Consider the following 19,542-nt stretch of genomic DNA (forward strand, 5'->3'; position numbering starts at 1 on the left):
ACTTTCAATGTTCAATTAATTAGTAAACAGTTATTATAATTACTAATAATTGTATTAATGATGATTGTTTTACGCTTGCCCCATTACTACTTTAGGGTGACGAATAATTTTATCTCCTAACTTATATCCCTTCTCTACACAATCAATAATCTTTCCTTTTAAATCATCTGAAGGTGCTGGTATTTGCGTTATTGCATCATGAACTTCTGCATCAAAATCATCTCCTGGTTTTACTTCTATTTCTGTTAATCCTTTTTGAGTTAAGGTGTTTTTAAACTTGTTATTAATAAGTTCCATTCCTTTTAACAGTTCAGAGTCTTCTGTTTTTTTAATTTCTGCCAAACCTCTATCAAAATCATCCATAATTGGCAGTAAAGCTGTCATTAATTCTTGACTTGCAGTTTTAAAAAGTTCAATACGTTCTTTTGAAGTACGTTTTTTGTAATTTTCAAACTCTGCAAATAATCGTAGATATTTATCTTTTTCAGCTTGAATTAATTCTTCTGCTGTTGGCTCTTCTTTAGCCTCAACCTCTTTATTTTCCTGAGTTTCTTCTTGATTCTCTCCTAAATCGCCATTTTTAATAGCGTCGTTAATTTCGTCTTCTTTTGTATATTGATCTTTACTCATTGTAAATCGTTTCATGTATTTAACACTTTTTGATTAACAAGAATACTGCCAATAAAAAAAATGTGTCATAATGACATTGTAAATATTATTTTATATCTGTCATACAAAAAAGTACATTTATCTTTTGTACAAACATCTCAAAATTATATATTTAAGAAATTTTTATTAATTAATTTATAACATAAAAAGTCCCTCATTATGAAACAGAATTTTTTAAACATTTCAGGAGTTACAATTCTTTCAAAAAATCAACAAAAGAACTTAACAGGTGGTGCTGCTATTGATCTTAGTAAATGTGGATGTGATTGCTCTGGAAGCGTTACAGGCCCTATTTATTGTCATCAATATTTTGCTTGTACACAAGAATATACTTGTAGTGAAGAAATGTAAAAGTTAAAACATAAAAAAAAAGCTGTTATCTAAACGATAACAGCTTTTTTATTTCTTATTCCTAACTAGTTTGGTACAACGCTAACTATTTTTGCTTTTGTAGGCACAATAAATTCTGCTTCTTTAAGGAATTTTATATTAGATAGTTTTGCCTCTCCTATTTGTTCTTCATATCCATTTTTTAAAGACCACATATGAAATGTCCAATTTGTAGCAATTGGTATTGAATTAACCTGTTCAATTTGATTATACTTAATAGCATGAGGTTCTTTTTCTGCTTTTTCTTTTCCTTTACCAAAGGTTACAATATATGCTGCTCCTTCTAAAATATTTGTTTTTGGGTTTTTATATATCACGTACCAGTCGTCAGGTGCATCACCAGTACCAGATTCAAAAGTCAGTCTACCTGTTGTAAAATTTTCAGTTCCCCATTTGTTTTCACTAAAATTAGACCAAATAGTTCCTTGATCGTTAAGTTTATATGGTAAGCCTAAAAAATATGACCATGTAAAAATATCAAAACGAGCTGTTGCCATATCCTTTTTATTTACTCCTAATGCATACACTTCTTTTCCATCAAAAATAATTAATGAACCATCTTCTTTTTCTATTTTTATTTTACCTCCTCCTGGTTCTTGTGTTATAACACCTTTTAAATGTTTTTTTCCTCCAAAAGTTATATCAATTGTATATTTAAGGTATTTCTTCCCCATAAATACATTCTTTTTATGAGCTTTTTCTATTGATGATGTAAAAGTTTGGGAACTCTCCTGGGCTGTAAAAATTGTTACCTGAAATAATAATACTGTAAGTATGATTCTTGTTTTCATAATATTGATTAAAATTAATCCATTAAGTCGAAATAAACATACTTCAATTACACTTTAATCATAAAAAAATCCCAAATCAGTTGATTTGGGATTTATATTTATTTCTCGATGTTACTTTTTTAATCATCAATTCTTTCAATTTTAGCTCCAATTGATTTTAAACGTGCTTCAATATCTTCATAACCTCTATCAATCTGTTCTATATTATTGATAATACTTGTTCCTTTAGCAGATAATGCTGCTATTAATAAAGAAATACCTGCTCTAATATCTGGTGAAGTCATTTTAGTTGCCTTCAACTGAGATTTAAAGTCATGTCCAATTACTGTAGCTCTGTGTGGGTCACATAAAATTACTTTTGCTCCCATATCGATTAATTTATCGACAAAAAACAAACGGCTTTCAAACATTTTCTGATGAATTAACACTGTTCCTTTTGCTTGTGTAGCTACTACTAGAACAATACTTAACAAATCTGGTGTAAATCCTGGCCATGGTGCATCTGCTACCGTAAGTACTGATCCATCAATATAACTTTGAATCTCATAACTATCTTGTTCTGGAATAAAGATATCATCTCCTACTTTTTCTAGTTGAATTCCTAACTTTCTAAATACATTAGGAATTTGACCTAAATCATTCCAACTTACATTTTTAATTGTTAATTCAGAACGAGTCATAGCTGCCATACCTATCCAACTACCAATTTCAATCATATCTGGTAAGATGGTATGTTCACAACCTCCTAATGACTCTACTCCTTCAATTGTAAGTAAGTTAGATCCTACACCAGAAATTTTTGCTCCCATAGAGTTCAACATTTTTGATAATTGTTGAATATATGGTTCGCAAGCTGCATTATATATTGTTGTAGTTCCTTTAGCTAGTACTGCAGCCATAATAATATTTGCGGTACCTGTTACTGAAGCTTCATCTAACAGCATTTCAGCTCCTACTAACCCTGTTTCAGTTTCTACTCCATAGAAATACTCTTCACGATTATAACGGAACTTAGCACCTAAGTTAATGAACCCTTCAAAGTGAGTATCTAAACGACGGCGTCCAATTTTATCTCCTCCTGGACGTGGAATATATCCTTTTCCAAAACGAGCTAATAAAGGACCAACAATCATAATAGACCCTCTTAAAGAACTTCCATCCCTTTTAAATTCTGGTGACTCTAGGTATTTTAAATTGATATCATCTGCTTGGAAACTATACGAGTTTTTAGAGAGCTTTTCTACTTTAACCCCTAATTCTCCTAAAATAAAAATCAGTTTATTAACATCAATAATGTCAGGAACATTGTTTATAATTACTTTTTCTGACGTTAATAACACCGCACATATTACCTGTAATGCTTCATTTTTTGCTCCCTGTGGTGTTATTGTTCCTTTTAACTTGTGACCTCCTTCTATTTTAAATGATGCCATTTACTTTTTTCTGTATTTAGTATTTGTTTTTCCTTTTGATTTATGCTGTCCTTGACCACCTCTCTTTCTTAGTAAGCTCTTACTATCTGTAAGCTCTTCTTCTGTATTACGTATATCTATTTTCCCATCAGATAACTCATACAAATGATCAAAAATAACACTATCTTCAACTGTATCTTTGTTCCAGTTTAAATAGCATTTTTTCATATGATTGGCAATGGTAAACACCAAAGCTTCTTTCATTTCTCCTTCTTCCCATGTTAATGCAACATCAATCATGGTTTGGATATTTGTTCCATAAAAGCGGTACTTTGATGCTGATTTAGGGTATGGCAATCGCTCAGGAGATTCTTGTAGCTCTTCCTTTGAAGGTGTTTCGTATGGAGAATCAACATCTAATTGAAAATCTGCCATTATATGTAATTGATCCCAAAGTTTATGTTTAAAATCAGGTACATCTCGTAAATGAGGTTGCAAATTCCCCATAACGTCAATAATAGCCTTAGCCATTGTATTTCTTTCTTCTTTATCTTCTAAAGCGATACAATGGTTCACTAACTTTTGTATATGTCTCCCATATTCTGGGATAATTAATTTGGATCTTTTCGAATTGTATTCTAAATCAAACGTCATTTCTCTATATTTTATCTATGCAAAATAGGTAATTATTATGAATTAACTTACCCGATTACTTTCAATTTTGCAAATTGTAACAATAATTTCTTTTTACCTACGGTACTAAACTCTATTTCTGCTTTTTTATTGGGACCTTTCCCTTCTAAAGCTACTACTTTTCCAGTGCCAAAACGGTTATGTTCTACTACGTTTCCTACTGTAATTTCTCCATCAAACAAATTCATTTTCGGGCTCATTTCTGAAACCTTTTTCATTTTACTTTTTGGAGGAACCATATTAGGCTTTTCCTTCTTAGCTAAGAATTCTTTTCTCTTTTTTTGAATTGGTTTTTGAAAACGTATTTTCTTTGGAGAATCATCTTCAAACAGGCTAGCGTCTATAAATCTATTAACTGATGGTTCTGGCACTTTGGGAGTTAAGTATTCTAGATACTGATCATCAATTTCTTCTAAAAATCTACTAGGTTCTCCATCGGTTAATTTACCCCAACGATAACGTGTTTGTGCATAAGTCAAATAGGCTCCTTTTTCTGCCCTTGTTAACGCCACATAAAATAAACGACGTTCTTCTTCTAACTCACTACGAGTATTCATACTCATTGCTGATGGAAACAAACTTTCTTCTAAACCTACAATGTATACGTAAGGAAATTCTAATCCTTTTGATAGGTGAATCGTCATTAATGAAACTCTAGGTTCTTCGTCTTGTTTATCAGAATCAAAATCAGTTGCTAGTGCTACATCTTCTAAAAATGACGTTAGCGAAGCATCTTCACCTGTTTCTATCTTATCGGTTATAAAGTCTTTTATTCCGTTTAAAAGTTCTTGAACGTTTTCAACTTTATTAACTCCTTCTGGCGTTCCGTCTTTTTGTAAATCTTTAACCAACTGCGTTTGTTTCACCACCAAATCAGCTATTTCAAAAGCATTTTTTGTTTGTGCTTCTATTTGAAAACGCTGAATCATATTTACAAAGTTCTGCAACTTTGTTTTGGTTCCAGAATTGATATTAATATCAATCGTACTGATATTCTTTAAAATATCAAACATTGATTTTTTATAATGATTCGCCGCAATTGTTAATTTATCTAATGTAGTAGCTCCTATTCCTCTTGCCGGATAGTTGATGATACGTTTTAACGCTTCCTCGTCATTCGGATTGATTAAAATTCGCAAATACGATAGTAAATCTTTAATTTCTTTACGTTGGTAGAATGAAATACCTCCGTAAATTTTATATTTAATATCTTTTTTACGTAACGCATCTTCTATAGCTCTCGATTGTGCATTGGTACGGTATAGAATGGCAAATTGATCACTAGTTAACTGATGATTCATTTGGTTTTCCCAAATAGATTGCGCTACAAAACGTCCTTCTTCTCCATCAGAAATTGTACGCATTACTTTTACACTATCTCCTGCATCATTTGCTGTCCAAATTTCTTTATCTAGCTTGGTTTTATTCTTATCAATAACACTATTCGCAGCACGTACAATGTTACTTGTTGAACGATAGTTTTGTTCTAACTTAAACGTTTTTACATCTGGGTAATCCTTCTGGAAGTTTAAGATATTTTGAATATTTGCCCCACGGAATCCGTAAATACTTTGTGAATCATCTCCTACCACACAAATATTCTGAAAACGATCAGCCAACGCACGTACAATTAAATACTGCGAATGGTTGGTATCTTGGTACTCATCTACCAAAATATATCGGAAACGATCTTGATACTTTGCTAAAACATCTGGAAAACGAGCTAACAATTCATTCGTTCGCAGTAGTAAATCGTCAAAATCCATAGCTCCAGATTTAAAACATCTATCTACATATTCTTTATAGATATCACCTGTTCTAGGCCTGCTTGCTTCTAAATCGGCTTGTTGTAAATCAGAGTTATTAAAATAAGCTCTAACCGTAATTAAACTGTTTTTAAAAGACGAAATTCTACTTAAAATTTGCTTTGGTTTGTATCGATCTTTATCCAAATTCATTTCTTTGATAATCGCCGTTATCAATCGAACTGAATCTTGTGTATCGTAAATGGTGAAGTTTGATGGATAGCCTAATCGATCAGCTTCCGAGCGTAAAATACGTGCAAAAACTGAGTGGAAAGTTCCCATCCAAAGGTTTTTAGCTTCACTATACCCCACTACTTTACCAATACGATCTTTCATTTCACGAGCAGCCTTGTTGGTAAATGTTAACGATAAAATGTTAAATGCATCTACGCCTTGCTCCATTAAATAAGCAATTTTATAAGTCAGCACTCTCGTTTTACCCGATCCTGCTCCTGCTATAATTATCATTGGGCCGTCTTTTTGCAAAACAGCTGCTCTCTGTGGTTCGTTAAGTTGCTCTAAATAAGTATTCAATGGAAATTAAATTGAAAGTATTTTAAAAGTGGAAAATTAACCAATCTTTTAGGTTTTTTAAAGATTCTAACCTTTTTTTTATTCACTAATTTTTATTTGATAAATTTCAGTCTAAACCCGAATAACCAAAAATTCGTCCTAAAACCCTTATTTTAAAATATTCGTTTTAAAACCCGAATTGTTTGGCGTTTTCAATTTGAAAACCTATTTTTACTAAAATTTAAATGCATGACAAGTGTAATTACTGGTGATATTATTAATTCTAGAGGTGTTTCTGCTGAAACATGGCTCCCTTTATTAAAGGAGTCTTTTAACTCTATTGGAAAAGCACCAAAAACATGGGAACTTTTTCGTGGAGATAGTTTTCAAATTGAAATTGAAAATATTGCTGATGCTCTTCTTTATGCCATAAAGCTAAAAACCAATATTAAGAAAATAAAAGATTTAGACATTCGTTTAGCTATTGGTATTGGTAATAAAAATTTTGATACAGATAAAATTACCGAAGCTAATGGTGAAGCTTTTATAAATTCTGGGTATGCTTTTGATCATTTACTTAAAAAGCAAAATTTGGCTTTAAAAACTCCTTGGAAAGATATTAACGAAGAGTTTGAAGTTTCTTTAGGGTTAAGTTTGTTAATAATGGATAGCTGGACAACTAACTCTGCTGCTTTTGTATATATGTCATTACAAAACCCTGAGTGTACTCAAAAAGTTATTGCTAAAAAACTAGCTATTTCAGAAAGTAGTGCTAGCGAACGAAGAAAACGTTCTGGTTTTGATGAAATTATGAAGCTAGAAAAACGTTATAGAAAACTTATGAATCAGAAACTAACTAACCTATGATACTCTTCTTAAAATTACTTATTGCTCACTTATTAGGTGATTTTGTGTTTCAACCTAAAAACTGGGTAAAAAACAAAGAGAAAAAGAAAATAAAATCTGTAAAACTCTATGCCCACATAGGTGTTCATGCTATTTTATTACTAATATTATTACAATTCAACTCTACATATTGGAGTACTATTTTACTCGTAATTATTTCTCACTACTTAGTTGATCTTGGAAAACTGTATCTTCAAAAGAAAAAAAACAAACGCTTATTTTTCTTTTTAGATCAAGCTTTACATATATTCTTTTTAGGACTTGCTACCTATATTTATTCACCTTTTAAAATTAATATCGACACTATTTTAACTAAGCAAAACCTATTACTTTTTACTTGTTTAATTTTTGTTACTTATACCTCTTCCATCATTATAAATACATTAATTTCTAAATGGAATCCTGAAAAGGGTAATAAATCAACAGAACAATCGTTAGCCAATGCAGGTAGGTACATTGGTTTTTTAGAACGTATATTAATTTTTGTTTTTATAGCAATTAACCAATGGGCAGGTGTCGGCTTTTTACTAGCAGCAAAATCTATATTTAGGTTTGGAGATTTAACTGCTTCAAAAGACAGAAAACTTACCGAATATGTACTAATTGGAACTTTATTAAGTTTTGGATTGGCAATTTTAACAGGACTCGTATATTCGCATTATGGAAGATAAAATTATTGAAGGGCTTGCTTATGCCCTACCAGCATTAGTAACTGGAGGTGTGGCTTACCTAATTTTAGGTCGCTTTATTGAACAGGATAATAAAGAAAAAACATTCAATGCTTTAGTTGAAAAAAAGCGTGAAAGCTTACCTACAAAACTACAAGCTTATGAGCGTATGTTATTATTTTGTGAGCGTATCAACCCTTCTAAATTACTTTTAAGAGTTAACCCTATTGGAGATGATACTGATAATTATCTACAACTTTTAATTGGTAACATAGAACAAGAATTTGAACATAATTTAGTACAACAACTATACATTTCTGATGATAGCTGGAAAGCTGTTACTGCTGCTAAATTAGCCATTATAGCAAAGCTTCGTTCTACAGCAGAAGATTCTGAAACCGCTAAAGATTTACGAGAAAATGTATTAATTGATTATTCTCAACAAGAAAGTCCCGCCAATACTGCAATCTCCTTTTTAAAGCAAGAAGTAAAGAAATTGATATAATAAAAAAGCCTCTGATCAGAGGCTTTTTTATTTCTATTATTTTTCAATAGGTAATTCTAGTCTACTAGCCCACTCTGTCCAAGAACCGTCATATACACTATAATTAGTACTTCCTGATTCTTCTGCTCCTAAAGCTAAAATACACGCTGTAATTCCTGAACCACAAGAAAAAATCATTTCTTCTTCATTCGGATTCATATCTGAAAATATTTTCTGAAGCTCCTCTTTCGATTTCATCTTTCCCTCTAATTGCAATTCTGCATAAGGCAAACTTTTAGAATTCGGTATATGACCTCCTCTTAAGTCTTTTCTTGGCTCTGGTTCCGTAGCATAAAACCTTCCTTTAGAGCGAGCATCCAAAATAACTTTATTATCATCATGAGAAGCTTTTAAGACTTCCTCGGTAACACTTATTTTATCCTTACTAAGATTAGCTTTAAAGTTTCCTGTTAAGAGTTCTCTTTCTTTTTTGGACTCTACTTTATAACCAGCGTCTTTCCAAGCAGGCAAACCTCCGTTTAAAACTGCGATATTTTCAAAACCAAACACTTTAAACAACCACCAAACTCTCGGTGCTGAATACACTCCTAAATCATCATAAACAACAATACAACTATCATTGTCTATTCCCAATTTTTTAACCTCGTTTTCAAAGTATTCCTCTGACGGAACTGTATTAGGATATTCTCCTTCAATACCTAAAAAGACATTCTTTAAATCAAAGAAAACAGCATTTTGAATCTGCTTTTTTTCTTTTTTATCATCTGATTTTGTTCCTACTTTCTGAATAGTTGCATCAAGAATTATTAAGTTGTCTACACTTAAATTATTATGTAACCATTCAACAGGAACTATAGGTGATTTTACTGTAAGCATATAAGTCTATTTTACTTCATCATAATGTTCATCCCATTCATGTGGATGTGGTTTTCCTAACTTACCTACAGACTTCGCAACTAAAGTAGACACTGTTGCATCACCTGTTACATTGATAACTGTTCTACACATATCTAACGGTCTATCAACCGCAAAAATTAAAGCTAAACCTATTGCTAATTTATCTGCTGGAAACCCAACTGACTCCAATACTATTACCAACATTACCATACCTGCTCCTGGTACAGCTGCTGAACCTATTGAGGCTAACAAAGCTGTTAAAATAATTGTTAACTGATCTCCAAAAGTTAAATCAAAACCTAAAGCCTGTGATATAAAAACTGCAGCTACAGCTTGATATAAACTCGTACCATCCATATTAATAGTAGCTCCCACAGGTAACACAAAACTCGATACTTCTTTATCAACTCCAATATGCTCCTCTACTCGTTCCATCGTAACAGGCAATGTTGCTGCACTTGAACTAGTTGAAAATGCTAATAATTGTGCTGGGCTAATTTGTTGTAAAAACCACAATGGGTTCTTTTTGGTAAACACACTTATTAAAACCATATAAAGTGCCACCATTAACAATAACCCTCCTATAACTGTTAATCCATATTTTAACAATGCTAATAATAAATCTGGATCGTTAGAAGAAACCACAACATTTGCTAATAATGCAAATACTGCGTAAGGAGCTGTTAACATTATTAAATCTACCATTTTTAACACGACTTCATTTAATGAGTCAAAGAAGTTTTTTAATGGTTTAGCATTTTTCTCACCTACCAATAACATTGATATTCCTAAGAAAATGGTGAAGAAAATTACTTGTAACATTGCTTTATTATTACTCATTGCCTGCATAGCATTATCAGGAACCATATCTTCTAAAAATTGAAGTGGACCGCTTTCTTTTTGCTTACTTGCCTCTGCAATTTTAGCTTGTACACCTTCACTATTTGCATAATCAGCTGTTAACTTTGCTATGGTATCTTCTGAAATACCATCTCCAGGTTGTACAACATTTACTAATAGTAATCCTACTGTTATAGCTATTACTGTTGTACCTATATATATTAGTATGGTACGTAAACCTATATTTTTAAATTTTGAAATATCTTTTAAATCAGATATCCCTTTTACAAGAGAAGCAATAATTAATGGTACAGCAATTAGCTTTAATAATTTTACGAAAATAGTTCCTAAAGGCTTTATCCAGTCAGATACGAATGATGCTCCATTATCTACAAAGGTCATTGCTAACCCAAATAAAATACCTAAAACCATTCCTATTAAAATTTGCCAGTGTAGTGCAAGTTTCTTCATATAATATATTAATCTATTAGTTTTTTTCTGGCCGTAAGGTATAAAGAATTATTTAAAAAAAAGTGACCTTGAGTTCGTATATTGTGTCCCATAAATTAGATACTAAGTACTAACCTTATTAAAATAAAAAGATGACTGGAATTTTAGATTTATTAAATAGCGATACCGGAAAGGCAATAATATCTGGCGTTGCTGGCTCTACAGGACAAGATACTAATAAAACTAGTAGTGTTCTAACAATGGCATTGCCTGTTTTAATGAAAGCAATGCAACGAAATGCTGCTACACCTCAAGGTGCTGAAAGTTTAAAAAGTGCGTTAAACAAGCATGATGGTGGAATCTTAGATAATTTAGGTGACTTATTTAATGGTGGTGTTAACTCTGATGTTTTACAAGATGGTAGTAAAATTTTAGGTCATGTTTTAGGAAATAAACAACAAGGAGTGGAAAAAGTTATTGGTCAAAAAGCAGGAATGGACACTAGTGCTGTTGCTGATATCTTAAAAACTGCAGCTCCAATTTTAATGGGATTATTAGGTAAGCAATCTCGTCAAGAAAACATAAATAATTCGAGTGATTTAAGTGGGCTTTTAGGTGGTTTACTTGGTGGTAGTTCAGCTCAAAAAGAACAAAGTTTCTTAGAACAAATATTAGATGCTGATGGTGATGGTAGTATTGTTGATGATGTAGCTGGAATGATTTTAGGAAACGCTAGTAGCAGTCAACAAAAGTCTGGTGGACTTTTAGGAGGACTTTTAGGAGGAGTATTTGGAAAAAAATAACTTTTCATTTATAATATAATCAAAGGGCAAACATTTGTTTGCCCTTTTTCTTTTAACTACTTTTGCCACGATATTAGGATTTATGGAGAAACTTAAACAACGTTGGGGCATAGAAAACAATTGGGCTTTAGCTGCCATTTTTATAGTTTTCGCAATAAACGGTTCTTTTGCCGCGTGGGTTGCTAAACCTGTTACTAACTTACTGGGTCTATCTCCACAAACAATGACTCCTTGGTTATACTACCCTTTAAGAATTTTACTTATTTTTCCTATTTATCAAACCACACTACCTATAGTTGGATGGCTTTTTGGTCAATTTAAATTCTTTTGGGAGTTTGAAAAGAAGTTTTTAAGTAGGTTAGGACTAAGTTTTTTATTCAAAAAAGCAAACTAATAATTCAATTATTTAAAAATCAGTTATTTGCCTATACTTTTCTCTAAAGTATTTTTTATTTTTGTGTTATTATTAGCTAAATAATAATTCCTCTCTTTTACTTCCCTAGTTTTAAGATAGAATTACTAACTAAACTCATTTCTATATGAAAACTTTTCTTAAAGAGACTCTAGCTCTCATAGTTATATGTTGTTCGTTTTTAATCTTTCAATCTTGTAAAAAAGAGAAGAAACAAACTGATAATATTACTGAAACTAAAAAAGAAGTTATTAAGAAGAAAAAGGTAATTGAAATTATTACAGAAAGTATGGATTTTCAAATGTCTGATACCATACCTTCTGGCTGGAATACATTTCGTTACATCAATAAATCTCCACAAACACACTTTTTTCTAATTGATAAGTATCCTGAAGGGAAAAATTCAGAGGATGCTAAAAAATATGTAGCACCCGTTTTTGATGAAGCTATGAAGCTTATTAATGAAGGTAAAGCTAAAGAAGGGTTTGCTGAGTTTGCTAATTTACCCGAATGGTTTAGCGAAGTTGTTTTTTTAGGTGGTAGTGGATTACTTTCTCCTGAAAGTACAGGAGAAACTACACTTTATTTAAACCCTGGAAATTACATGCTTGAATGTTATGTAAAAATGAGTAATGGGGTATTTCATACTTCTATGGGAATGGTTAAAGATGTTGTTGTATCTGACAAAGATTCTGGAAACTCAGAACCAAAAGCAGATGCTAACATAACTATTTCTAGTACTGATGGGATTGTTTTAAAAGATTCAATTTTTGCTGGAAAACGTACTTTTTCAGTGCATTTTAAAGATCAAATTGTATACGAAAGTTTTGTTGGACACGATATTAATTTAGTAAAACTACAAAGCAATACTGATTTTGAAAACCTAGAAAACTGGATGAATTGGGCTGATCCTAAAGGACTAATTGAACCTGCGCCTTCTGATGTTACTTTTTTAGGTGGAGTTAACGATATGCCTACTGGTAATAAAGCTTATTTTACAGCCATATTAAATAAAGGTATTTATGGGTTAATATCAGAGGTTCCTAATCCTTCCGAGAAAAACTTATTTATAACTTTTGAAGTATATTAAATAAAAAGAGCAAACTTAGTTTGCTCTTTTTATTATTTCATTTATGTTAATTGGTATTGGCAAGTCAACACCTTCTTCAAGAAAACGTTTATGTACCGCTTCTTTTAAAGCACATTTAGTCTTAAATTCTTGAAATGGTTCATTTAACCATACATAAGCACGCATGTGAATATGATCTGGGTAGACATCAATAACACGAACATCTACTTGATGTATATCACTCATCACTTGATCTGGTGTACGATAATCAATAACAGTTGGTAACTTAACTGCCTCTTCTTGTATAATTCTTCGTGCTAAATCAATATCTGCTTTCAACCCTATTTTAAAATTATTAAAACTCAATACATGAGAATCTTCTATAGTATGATTTAAAATAGAATCTGTACTTATTACCGAATTTGGTATAATCAATCTCTTGTTTTCAAAGTTATTTATTACGGTATGTCTCAACGTTATGTCTTCAACAATACCAACTCTTGTATCGTCCAGTTTAATATAGTCTCCTACTCTAAATGGACGGAAAATAACTATGAAAGCTCCTGCTATTAAGTTAGAAAGTGCTGCTTGTGCAGCAAAACCTATAATGGCTGCTAAAATACCGGCTCCAGAAAAAATTAAGGTTGCTTTACTTCTAAAAGCAGGCACGGTCATAATTACATAAATGACACTTAAAAGCCCTATTACAAAAGATACTGAATTACGTAAAAACTGAATACTTGTTCTACCAAAACGATCTTCTTTCTTACTCTTAATTAGTTGCCAAATAATGGCTCTTACCAATCTAGAAATAACCCAAGACACTAGAAATACAACGATAATGTATCCTAAAACACCAAAAAAGGTATCTAAATTAAAACGGTATGGTAAAAGCTTATCCATTAAAACAACGCTGTTTGACTTTCGTCATCCTTATCTTTCTTCTTCTTTTGAAGTGCTCTTTCCAACGCTTTCTTTGCTTTGTCTTCTTTAGACTCTACAAACTCTTTATCTTTAGGCTTAGCATCTTCTACTTCCAAAGGTAATGCTTCTTCTTTAATTTCTTCTTCATCATTTACCTCGATATCCTCCACTTTTTCCTCTTCTGGCTCTTCATAAGGCAATGATTCTAATAAATTAACTGTTCTTATTTTGTCTGTTGTTAATTGATTTCCTTGAGCTTTAATTCCTTTTATTGCTATAAAGTCTTCAAAATTAACTTCTATTTTGTCTAAACTTCTTTTTGAGAAAATTACCTCAGCCATAGGACGATAATCTGTAGCAATAATTTCTAACTTTGATTTCTCGTCTTCTGATATAAAAAGCTCTTCCTTGTCTGGTGTTTCAACTAAGAATCGTTTTACAAAATAACGTTCTTTTACACCATCAAAATAGATTGCTGAAATTGGTTTGTTAGGTTTCCATTTTTCTAACACAATCATATCGTTTTCAAAATGCATCGCTAAATCTGGTGATACTGCTTTGATTTTTCCTGATTGAGTTGCTATTAAAATTTTATCTTCTGCTTTAAACTCTCCTAAAAGTTCTCCTCTACCATCAACATTTAAACGTTGTACTGTATCGTCAAACCAAATTTTTCTAGGTTTTAAAGTTGAAACTCCGGCTTCTTTAAACTCTACTTTTTTAATTGAGTACTTGGTTACTAAGTTACCTCTAACACCGCGTCCTTTTATCGCTAAATCTGCAAAATCTATATCCCACTTTAGTTTTTTAACGCTTCCTACTGCTCGTAGTAAAATAGTTACCACCTCAGCTTCTCCATTAGAGTTTGCGGTAAAATACAATACTTTTGATTTCGAATCATCATTGGCTAAGTTATACTCTTTATCACGAGTTACTGACGTCACATTAAAACGCTTCATGTATGAAGCTCCTTTCGCTCCATCACGATATATCATGTTGTAAACAGTACGTTTATCTTTTTTCTTGAATATGGCAACATGAATAATTCCTTTACCAACAAAAGTTTTAGAGTCTACTTTAGTTACTACCATAGAGCCATTTTCTCTAAATACTATAACATCATCAATATCGGCACAATCTGTAACATATTCGTCTTTTCGTAAGGATGTTCCTATGAATCCTTCTTCTCTATTTACATAGAGTTTTGAGTTACGCATTACTACTTTGGTAGCTACGATATCGTCAAAAATGCGGATTTCGGTTTTACGCTCTTTCCCTTTTCCGTATTTTGATTTTAACTCTTTAAAGTAGTCTATAGCAAAGTCAATTAAATTATCTAAGTGATGTTTAACCTCAGCTATTTTTTCCTCTAAACTTTCAATAAATTGTTTCGCTTTATCAATATCGAACTTAGAGATTTTCTTGATTCTGATTTCTGTTAAACGAACAATATCTTCTTCAGTTACTTCTCTTTTTAAATGCTTAGTATGCGGTTTTAACCCTAAATCAATTGCTTCAATTACTCCTTCCCAAGTTTCTACTTCTTCAATATCACGATAAATTCTATTCTCAATAAAAATACGTTCTAAAGAAGCAAAATGCCATTGCTCTTCTAATTCGTGTAACTGAATTTCTAATTCACGTTTAAGCAACTCTACTGTGAAGTCTGTCGATTTTTTTAAGACTTCTGTTACCCCAATAAATACAGGTTTGTTGTCTTCAATAATACAACATAACGGAGATATTGAGTTTTCACAATTAGTAAAAGCGTATAATGCATCTATCGTTTTATCTGGTGATACATTAGCTGGTAAGTGCACTAAGATTTCAACATTAGCTGCAGTATTATCTTCAATACGCTTAATCTTAATTTTGCCTTTATCATTGGCCTTTAAAATACTATCAATTAAAGATGATGTAGTTGTACCAAAAGGCACTTCAGTAATTACTAGTGTTTTCTTATCAAGAGCAGATATTTTCGCTCTTACTCTCACTTTACCTCCTCGTTTACCATCATTATAATTGGTAACATCTGCTATTCCACCTGTTAAAAAATCAGGTACAATAGTAAAACTTCTTCCTTTTAAGTACTTTACAGAAGCATCTATTAACTCGTTAAAGTTGTGCGGTAATATTTTTGTTGATAATCCTACCGCAATACCTTCTGCTCCTTGTGCTAACAGTAAAGGGAATTTTACGGGTAAGTTTACAGGTTCTTTTTTACGTCCGTCATACGAAGCTTGCCACTCAGTAGTTTTAGCATTGAAAACAACATCTAACGCAAATTTTGATAAACGTGCTTCAATATAACGAGAGGCTGCGGCACGGTCTCCTGTTAAAATGTTACCCCAGTTACCTTGCATATCGATTAGCAGCTCTTTTTGCCCCATTTGTACCATCGCATCAGCAATTGAAGCGTCTCCATGAGGGTGATACTGCATTGTGTGACCAACAATATTTGCTACTTTGTTATAGCGCCCATCATCTAAGTCTTTCATTGAATGCATAATACGACGTTGCACTGGTTTAAACCCATCTTCCATTGACGGTACTGCACGTTCTAAAATTACATACGAAGCATAGTCTAAAAACCACTCCTTGTACATTCCCGTAACCTTGGTTATGGTCTCTGTATTTTCAAGGGGTTGATTTAATTCTTCGTCTTGTTCGTACTTGTTGTTTTCTTCACTCATGTATGAATGTTTAAACTTTTATTCGTTTAGGAGTTCTTTTATCTCTTCTTTATTAGTAAAAAAATAGCTATACAAACTAGGGCTGCTACTATCATATTGATATAAGACGACCTATTTGCTTCCCAGTTTAAATTGCTAAAATCAACGTTAAATATGTTGACAACAAAAATTGAAAACGCTATTAATAAATATATTCTAGCTCTTCTATTTCTATCCATTATTTTTTCTTGTACTTTAATTGCAAGCTAATTTATTTATCTGATATCTTTATTCTTTAGTTGTTTTGATAGATGAACCTAATACTAAAGCCATAATCAGCATTAATAATATTCCTATATATGAGTTTTGACTTGATGGACTACCAAAATAAATCATTAAGGCACATACAAGAATCATTATCAATGATACTATTATAATTAATTCTTTAATTCTTTCATATTAATTTTCTTCTACTAAGTCTAACTCAACCTTTAAGTTGTTAATGATAAACTTTTGTCTGTCAGGGGTATTTTTACCCATATAGAATTCTAACATTTGTTCTATCGACATTTCTTTGTCTAACATAACTGGGTCTAAACGAATATCATCTCCAATGAAATGGACAAATTCGTTAGGAGAAATCTCCCCTAACCCCTTAAATCGAGTAATTTCTGGTTTTCCTCTTAGTTTGTTTATCGCAGCTTGCTTTTCTTCTTCTGAATAACAATAAATGGTTTCCTTTTTATTTCGTACTCTAAATAACGGAGTTTCTAAAATATACAGGTGTCCTTCCTTGATTACTTCTGGAAAGAATTGTAAGAAAAATGTTATTAATAACAAACGAATGTGCATACCATCTACATCGGCATCGGTTGCTATTACAATATTGTTATAACGCAAGTCTTCCAGTCCGTCTTCAATATTTAAAGCTGCTTGTAGTAGGTTAAATTCCTCATTCTCGTACACTATCTTTTTAGATAACCCATACGAGTTTAATGGCTTCCCTTTTAAACTAAATACTGCTTGTGTGTTTACGTTACGTGATTTGGTAATTGAACCACTTGCCGAGTCTCCCTCCGTAATAAACAACGTAGTATCTAAATACCCATCTTTTTTAGTGTCACCAAAATGTATACGACAATCGCGTAGTTTTTTGTTGTGTAAACTTGCTTTTTTTGCACGTTCACGAGCTAACTTTCGTATTCCTGATAATTCCTTACGTTCTTTTTCTGCCTGTAATATCTTCTTTTGAAGTTTGTCAGCTATTTCTGTATTTTTATGTAAATAATTATCTAACTGTGTTTTTACAAAGTCATTAATGTAGGTTCTTACGGTTGGTAAGTCTCCTCCCATTTCTGTAGAACCTAATTTCGTTTTTGTTTGACTTTCAAAAACAGGCTCCATTACTTTGATTGAAATGGCACCGATAATTGACTTACGTACATCGGAAGCATCGAAGTTCTTTCCGAAAAACTCTCGAACTGTTTTTACTACTGCTTCTCTAAAGGCATTTAAGTGTGTTCCTCCTTGTGTAGTATTTTGTCCGTTTACAAACGAATGGTATTCTTCTGAATATTGTGTTCTACTGTGTGTTATTGCTACTTCAATATCATCTCCTCGTAAATGAATTATTGGATACAACATATCTTCTTTGTTGTTGTTGTCTTCCAATAAGTCTTTTAATCCGTTTTCTGAATAAAACTTTTCTCCATTAAAAACAATGGTTAACCCTGGGTTTAGGTACACATAGTTTTTTAATAGTTTAGATATATATTCAGGACGATACTTGTAATTTTTAAAGATTGTTTCATCTGCTATAAAGGTTACTTTAGTACCTCTACGACGTGATGTTTCATCCAGTAATTCTTGATTCGTTAAGTTTCCTTTCTCAAACTCTGCTGAAGCTGATTTACCATCACGATTAGATTCTACTCTAAAGTAGGTTGATAACGCATTTACTGCTTTGGTACCAACTCCGTTTAAACCTACTGATTTTTTAAAGGCTTTTGAGTCGTACTTTCCTCCTGTGTTCATTTTAGAAACTACGTCAACTACCTTTCCTAGCGGAATACCACGTCCATAATCTCGAACGATTACTTTATTTCCTTGTACAGAAACTTCTATGGTTTTACCTCCTCCCATGACAAATTCATCAATAGAGTTATCTAAAACCTCTTTAACCAAAATGTAAATTCCGTCGTCTGGTGATGATCCATCTCCAAGTTTACCAATATACATCCCAGGTCGCATACGGATATGTTCTTTCCAATCGAGCGAGCGTATATTGTCTTCGGTATATTGTGTTTCTTGCGTCATAAAAAATCGTGTGAATTGAAGTCTGTGCTAAAATAGTACTTCGCCAGAAAAAATAAAAAACTCTGTTAATATAGTTATCAACAGAGTTCGTTTTATTTCTTTTTTAATGCTTTCTTCTCCCATTTACAGAGCAATCTCCCATATCTCCTCACTTTTTTCTCTGTACTTTCCTTTATCGTTGCTTTGCATTGCGACAATCCTCTACAATTCTTTTTAAAGTGATATTTTGTGCTTGCTATACTGCTACAGATATACACTTTTTTGTCTTCTACTTTTTGAAATGCCACTAACACACCTACTGATAGTAGCATTATTATGACTTTTTTCATTTGTTTTTTAGTTTGGTTGTTTTCTATATTGCCAAGGTGTGGTTACATTAGGTAATGACCACATACCTATTTTAAGTTGTTTTGCTTTCCTTTCTAACAGGGCATATTCTTTACTTTTTGAATATTTTTTAAAGTGCATTGCCAATCCTTTTTCTACTAAGTTTTTGTTGATATTTTGATGGTTATCAAAATATATTTCAGCAATTAAACGGTTCCAATGCCACTTACCCTTGTTGACTACTTTAACTGTTTTTCCAAATATACTGCTAGATACAAATTGTTTTGCTTTGGTACTATAAGCTTGTCCTTTTTCTGGACAATCAATATGTTCTAACCTTATATGTATTGGTTTGTTTTGATATAGTACCTTTACTGTATCTCCGTCTACTACTCCAATTACTCTTGCTCTAAATTCTTTTGGTACTTTTGCCCCTGTTAAAGTTATTAATAAAAATAATAGTATTGTTTTTAGATACAT

19 protein-coding genes are annotated in these 19,542 nt (G+C 32.1%); 7 read left to right on the forward strand and 12 right to left on the reverse strand.

Annotated features, from left to right (window positions below; genetic code table 11):
- Positions 1 to 69: 69 nt before the first annotated feature.
- Entirely contained in the window at positions 70 to 645 is a 576-nt protein-coding gene (locus ACTPNM_RS11270; protein ID WP_440121875.1) for a nucleotide exchange factor GrpE, read from the reverse strand.
- Between the two features lie 183 nt (positions 646 to 828).
- Between ACTPNM_RS11270 and ACTPNM_RS11275 the strand changes: the two genes are divergently transcribed.
- The gene (locus ACTPNM_RS11275) at positions 829 to 1,020 is read left to right on the forward strand and encodes a hypothetical protein (protein WP_099216630.1); all 192 of its coding nucleotides are present in this window, start codon (positions 829 to 831) and stop codon (positions 1,018 to 1,020) included.
- Positions 1,021 to 1,085: 65 nt separating this feature from the next.
- Here the strand turns inward: ACTPNM_RS11275 and ACTPNM_RS11280 are convergent, their stop codons facing one another.
- From ACTPNM_RS11280 to ACTPNM_RS11295, 4 genes are all read right to left on the reverse strand, one after another.
- Positions 1,086 to 1,850 (reverse strand): DUF6503 family protein, encoded by a 765-nt coding sequence (locus tag ACTPNM_RS11280; protein WP_440121876.1) that lies wholly within the window; start codon positions 1,848 to 1,850, stop codon positions 1,086 to 1,088.
- A gap of 119 nt (positions 1,851 to 1,969) precedes the next feature.
- Positions 1,970 to 3,283, reverse strand: coding sequence for a UDP-N-acetylglucosamine 1-carboxyvinyltransferase (murA, locus tag ACTPNM_RS11285; protein ID WP_274640997.1), 1,314 nt, complete (start codon positions 3,281 to 3,283; stop codon positions 1,970 to 1,972).
- Positions 3,284 to 3,916 (reverse strand): DUF4290 domain-containing protein, encoded by a 633-nt coding sequence (locus tag ACTPNM_RS11290; protein WP_440121877.1) that lies wholly within the window; start codon positions 3,914 to 3,916, stop codon positions 3,284 to 3,286.
- A 47-nt stretch (positions 3,917 to 3,963) separates the two neighbouring features.
- Positions 3,964 to 6,294 (reverse strand): ATP-dependent helicase, encoded by a 2,331-nt coding sequence (locus ACTPNM_RS11295; RefSeq protein WP_440121878.1) that lies wholly within the window; start codon positions 6,292 to 6,294, stop codon positions 3,964 to 3,966.
- Positions 6,295 to 6,522: 228 nt separating this feature from the next.
- On the opposite strand from ACTPNM_RS11295, the gene ACTPNM_RS11300 reads away from it, so the two are divergent.
- The 3 genes from ACTPNM_RS11300 to ACTPNM_RS11310 are packed head-to-tail and all read left to right on the forward strand — an operon-like array spanning position 6,523 to position 8,352.
- Positions 6,523 to 7,140, forward strand: coding sequence for a SatD family protein (locus ACTPNM_RS11300; protein WP_440121880.1), 618 nt, complete (start codon positions 6,523 to 6,525; stop codon positions 7,138 to 7,140).
- Positions 7,137 to 7,850, forward strand: coding sequence for a DUF3307 domain-containing protein (locus ACTPNM_RS11305; RefSeq protein ID WP_440121881.1), 714 nt, complete (start codon positions 7,137 to 7,139; stop codon positions 7,848 to 7,850). Before ACTPNM_RS11300 ends, ACTPNM_RS11305 begins: the two co-directional genes overlap by 4 nt.
- Entirely contained in the window at positions 7,840 to 8,352 is a 513-nt protein-coding gene (locus tag ACTPNM_RS11310; RefSeq protein WP_274641002.1) for a hypothetical protein, read from the forward strand. Before ACTPNM_RS11305 ends, ACTPNM_RS11310 begins: the two co-directional genes overlap by 11 nt.
- A 36-nt stretch (positions 8,353 to 8,388) precedes the next feature.
- Here ACTPNM_RS11310 and ACTPNM_RS11315 read toward each other — a convergent pair whose 3' ends face one another.
- Together ACTPNM_RS11315 and ACTPNM_RS11320 are read right to left on the reverse strand one after the other, a co-directional pair.
- On the reverse strand, positions 8,389 to 9,228 hold the full coding sequence (locus ACTPNM_RS11315) for a sulfurtransferase (RefSeq protein ID WP_440121882.1): 840 nt from the start codon (positions 9,226 to 9,228) through the stop codon (positions 8,389 to 8,391).
- 6 nt (positions 9,229 to 9,234) lie between these two features.
- On the reverse strand, positions 9,235 to 10,560 hold the full coding sequence (locus tag ACTPNM_RS11320; protein ID WP_274641004.1) for a dicarboxylate/amino acid:cation symporter: 1,326 nt from the start codon (positions 10,558 to 10,560) through the stop codon (positions 9,235 to 9,237).
- Positions 10,561 to 10,691: 131 nt separating this feature from the next.
- Here ACTPNM_RS11320 and ACTPNM_RS11325 point away from each other — a divergent pair, with 131 nt between their 5' ends.
- From ACTPNM_RS11325 to ACTPNM_RS11335, 3 genes are all read left to right on the forward strand, one after another.
- A complete protein-coding gene (locus ACTPNM_RS11325) occupies positions 10,692 to 11,342 on the forward strand; it encodes a DUF937 domain-containing protein (protein WP_274641005.1) in 651 nt (216 codons plus the stop codon).
- Positions 11,343 to 11,424: 82 nt separating this feature from the next.
- The gene (locus tag ACTPNM_RS11330; protein ID WP_274641006.1) at positions 11,425 to 11,736 is read left to right on the forward strand and encodes a DUF6787 family protein; all 312 of its coding nucleotides are present in this window, start codon (positions 11,425 to 11,427) and stop codon (positions 11,734 to 11,736) included.
- Positions 11,737 to 11,881: 145 nt separating this feature from the next.
- Positions 11,882 to 12,844 carry a hypothetical protein gene (locus ACTPNM_RS11335; RefSeq protein ID WP_440121883.1) on the forward strand — a complete coding sequence of 321 codons (963 nt, stop codon included), beginning with the start codon at positions 11,882 to 11,884 and terminating at the stop codon, positions 12,842 to 12,844.
- Positions 12,845 to 12,859: 15 nt separating this feature from the next.
- Here the strand turns inward: ACTPNM_RS11335 and ACTPNM_RS11340 are convergent, their stop codons facing one another.
- The 5 genes from ACTPNM_RS11340 to ACTPNM_RS11360 all read right to left on the reverse strand — a co-directional run bounded on the left by ACTPNM_RS11340 (position 12,860) and on the right by ACTPNM_RS11360 (position 19,542).
- Positions 12,860 to 13,726, reverse strand: a complete 867-nt coding sequence (locus ACTPNM_RS11340) for a mechanosensitive ion channel family protein (RefSeq protein WP_125067321.1) — start codon at positions 13,724 to 13,726, stop codon at positions 12,860 to 12,862.
- The gene (locus ACTPNM_RS11345; protein ID WP_440121885.1) at positions 13,726 to 16,440 is read right to left on the reverse strand and encodes a DNA gyrase/topoisomerase IV subunit A; all 2,715 of its coding nucleotides are present in this window, start codon (positions 16,438 to 16,440) and stop codon (positions 13,726 to 13,728) included. The genes ACTPNM_RS11340 and ACTPNM_RS11345 overlap by 1 nt, the downstream gene beginning before the upstream one ends.
- Positions 16,441 to 16,707: 267 nt before the next feature.
- A complete protein-coding gene (locus ACTPNM_RS11350) occupies positions 16,708 to 16,836 on the reverse strand; it encodes a hypothetical protein (protein WP_440121887.1) in 129 nt (42 codons plus the stop codon).
- 42 nt (positions 16,837 to 16,878) lie between these two features.
- A complete protein-coding gene (locus tag ACTPNM_RS11355; RefSeq protein WP_440121889.1) occupies positions 16,879 to 18,735 on the reverse strand; it encodes a DNA topoisomerase IV subunit B in 1,857 nt (618 codons plus the stop codon).
- A gap of 336 nt (positions 18,736 to 19,071) precedes the next feature.
- Positions 19,072 to 19,542: a thermonuclease family protein gene (locus tag ACTPNM_RS11360; protein ID WP_440121890.1), complete on the reverse strand. Its 471-nt coding sequence runs from the start codon at positions 19,540 to 19,542 to the stop codon at positions 19,072 to 19,074.

The sequence above is a fragment of the Tenacibaculum sp. Ill genome (genome assembly GCF_051938915.1).
Taxonomy (GTDB): Bacteria; Bacteroidota; Bacteroidia; order Flavobacteriales; family Flavobacteriaceae; genus Polaribacter; species Polaribacter larymnensis.